The organism is Haloferax profundi (assembly GCF_001469865.1).
Classification (GTDB): Archaea; Halobacteriota; Halobacteria; order Halobacteriales; family Haloferacaceae; genus Haloferax; species Haloferax profundi.
Genome location: NZ_LOPV01000646.1, coordinates 1 through 2,963 on the forward strand (window position 1 = coordinate 1; position 2,963 = coordinate 2,963).

2 protein-coding genes are annotated in these 2,963 nt (G+C 55.3%); both read right to left on the reverse strand.

The annotated features are described in order from the left end of the window. Positions 1 to 155: 155 nt before the first annotated feature. Entirely contained in the window at positions 156 to 371 is a 216-nt protein-coding gene (locus AUR66_RS22355) for a hypothetical protein (protein WP_058573589.1), read from the reverse strand. Positions 372 to 541: 170 nt separating this feature from the next. Continuing rightward, complete coding sequence (locus AUR66_RS18395; RefSeq protein ID WP_058573590.1) at positions 542 to 1,612, reverse strand: hypothetical protein; 1,071 nt, start codon at positions 1,610 to 1,612, stop codon at positions 542 to 544. Positions 1,613 to 2,963 lie beyond the last annotated feature (1,351 nt).

A 2,963-nucleotide genomic window follows, 5' to 3' on the forward strand; every position in this document is an offset into this window, starting at 1 on the left:
ACAGGACGACGGCACCACCGAGTACGAACGTCGTCGACGAGAGGCGGTCGCGAAGATTCACTGTGAGATGTTTGGACGAACAGTCCTACGGTTAATGTTTACACTGGTTCGAGAGCGGCCGTAGACGATGTGAATGAATGTTTCGGAACCACACATCATGGAAGCAACGACAGAAGGTCGATAAGAATCTGTTTCACTCGTTCGTTCGAAACCGTGAGAGCGACCGAGAACATGAGGAACACGACACTACCAACCGCCAATGACGCGACAATATCGGGGGCATTGGGTCCGAAGACGTACACGACCGCCGCCGAAACGGCTCCACTCAACAGGATGAACGCCCACCTACCGGCACGCTCGCGCTTGCGCATCTTGTTAGATATCTGAACACCAGAACCTATGAATCATTACATTCGGAGATATTCAAGAGAGTGACTGAGGTAGCGTGCCAACAACGACCGGTTCAAGGAAACCACGCCTTTCGTTCGTTTCCTCAAGTGGCTCCATCGTCGGATCCTCCGGCCTGTCCGCTGACACCGACCTACGCCCCGACGCTCTCGGCAGGTGTGTCGGTCTGCTCTTGTGCGAACCATGCGCCGAAACCGAGTGACACCACACCAGCGAGCAGTCCGACTAGAAGTCTGAATCCACCGAAGGCCACGCCGCCGACGCCCAGCGCCAGTACCGATGCCCCGATGCTCAAGACGCAGACGAGCGCGGTCCAGCCTGCCAGTCGCCCCCAACGTCGCTGGTGGACTAGGACGCCCGCGACGACACCTGCAGAGACGACGAACGTACTCGCTGGCGACGTGAGGTACCTCGTGAGGCTCCCGCTCTCGAAGACTGCCGTCCCGATGAGCGCAGTCGGAATGCCGAGCGCAGCGACCACAAGCGCACGACGAATAGTCAGTACCCGGTCAGCGAACGAGTTCCGGTACTGGTAGGCCAGAAGGCCGAGCGCAACCGCCACGAACCCCCGACCAACGGGCGTGAGCACGTAGCCGAAGAACGCCTCAATTATGTTTGCGGCGAGCGCACCGGTGTTTTCGGGGACAACAGCATAGTAGGTCCCTCCACGCCGATAGATACCCGGTTCGACCATATTACGGCCGGTAACTGATCCGGGATCAATCGCCTCTTGGACGTTTGCCGAAGCAGTTCCGTACGGTTTCGAAACTGCCTCCAACACCGACCGAGAATCTGCCGGGGTCATCTGCATCTCCACGAACGTCGTCTCGTCGTGCACAGTGGTGTTCCACCGATAGTACGAGTCATTATAGACGGCGTACTCCGTGTCCATTCCGTCGAGAATTATGTACAGTTCCGGAGTGACGTTCCCGGCGAATGAACCGCCCTTGGCGGCTTTTTCGACTGGCCGTCGAATCTCGCTCGACTTTCTTTCGAGACGTCCGTCGAGGTCGGCCACGGATTGCGATGCGTGAGCAATCTCTTTGGGATCGTCATCGTGCTGTATCGACGTTGCAGTGTACTCCACCTGCATGTCGGTCATCGCTGCATGGAACGCGAAACTACCGATGAGACCGACCACGAGGAGCGCGAACAACGCAATCGTTCTAAGAGAGGAGAGGGTGAACGGGGAACTCCGAACCATGGTGACAGTCCATGTCGTGTCGAGTGTGATTTCAAGCTTCACACTCTCGCCATCGAAGACGGTTTATCTGCTGGTTGTACCGTGCTTCACGTCTCTGTGAGTACAGAATAGCTACTGAGAGTTCGGTGGATTTTGCATCTGTATTTTGTCAGAAATTCCGTGCTGAACTTAGAGGGTGAGTCGGTCACCGAAGGTTGGTGAAATAATAGAATGCTCCGAGAGTGAGACCCATGGCGACTGCCTGAATTAGGACAGAATCTCCGAGCAAGGCACCAACACCGAGGTAAGTGACAAATGCGACGAGACCCATAGCGACGGCGTATTTTGTCCGAGACCAACTTTTGAGCCGTTCGTCAACACGTCGGTAAAGATTCGCCATGATGAGTGTGATTTCACTGTCACTGTTCAAAATCTTGTTGCACGACTTGCGTGCTGTATTCAGTACGACTACAGAGGCCTTGCCGAACACAGCCAGTAGCGACGTGCAACACTCAGAGGGTGAGTTCAGCAGTGGTAATCGTTCGTTCCAGTAACTGAGTGACGGAACAGCTCATGCGAAATTGTTAGGAAAGTATCTACTGTAGACTGGGTTATGAGAACACGGCGATTCTTCGCACTTGTGGGGCTAATTTGGGGCTTTCTCGCTGTAGCGTTCGTTCTTGACGCAAATCTATTCCAAGCATTGGTTGCCGCAATCGCCTCGCTTGTCTCTCTCCTGCTCTGGTGGTACACCACTTATTACAAGCATGTCGAGTCGTGACCAACTCGCACACTCTATGCAGCACAGGTGTGAAAAACTGTTTTCTGCTCGGTGGTTGAAACGACCACTGTATAACTAGACGGCTGCGAGCGGGGCGAGCCGTCCGAACTCCATCTAATCAAGGAGTGCCCGCATACCCGGAGTGATATCCCCCGTTCCGAGACGGAACGATATCCTCCACAGGAGGATGTGAACGGGTTTCGATCCAGATGCGCCAGAAACGTCACCCACGAGGGTTTCTCGCTCGGTTCTTGGTGGATCGCGGCACTATCACGAGTGCACCCACCCCGCGACGAGTCATCGCCTCTCAGTTTCCAAGACAGGCTCTCTCATCGCAGGTCATTGATTCACTATGCGTTGACTGCCTACCTGCGGCCGTAGGAAGCCAACCCGGAGTGACATCCTCGGTTCACGGCCCCTCACACAGGAGGGGAGTATCGAGGTTTCGGGACTGTACTCGTGAGCGTCATCGCTGTGACGAACTCTGCTTGCTCGATCTCGTCGAGGTCAACCGACATTGATCCGGTTCACCCCACGTCGTTGGATACGTTGGTTCATGTTGAATCACAGGAGTTGCGTCACAGGCCTGTT

Bases quoted from the DNA above. Each gene is read 5' to 3' on its own strand.
- AUR66_RS22355 (WP_058573589.1), bottom strand. From the start codon at position 371: ATGCGCAAGCGCGAGCGTGCCGGTAGGTGGGCGTTCATCCTGTTGAGT.
- AUR66_RS18395 (WP_058573590.1), bottom strand. From the start codon at position 1,612: ATGGTTCGGAGTTCCCCGTTCACCCTCTCCTCTCTTAGAACGATTGCG.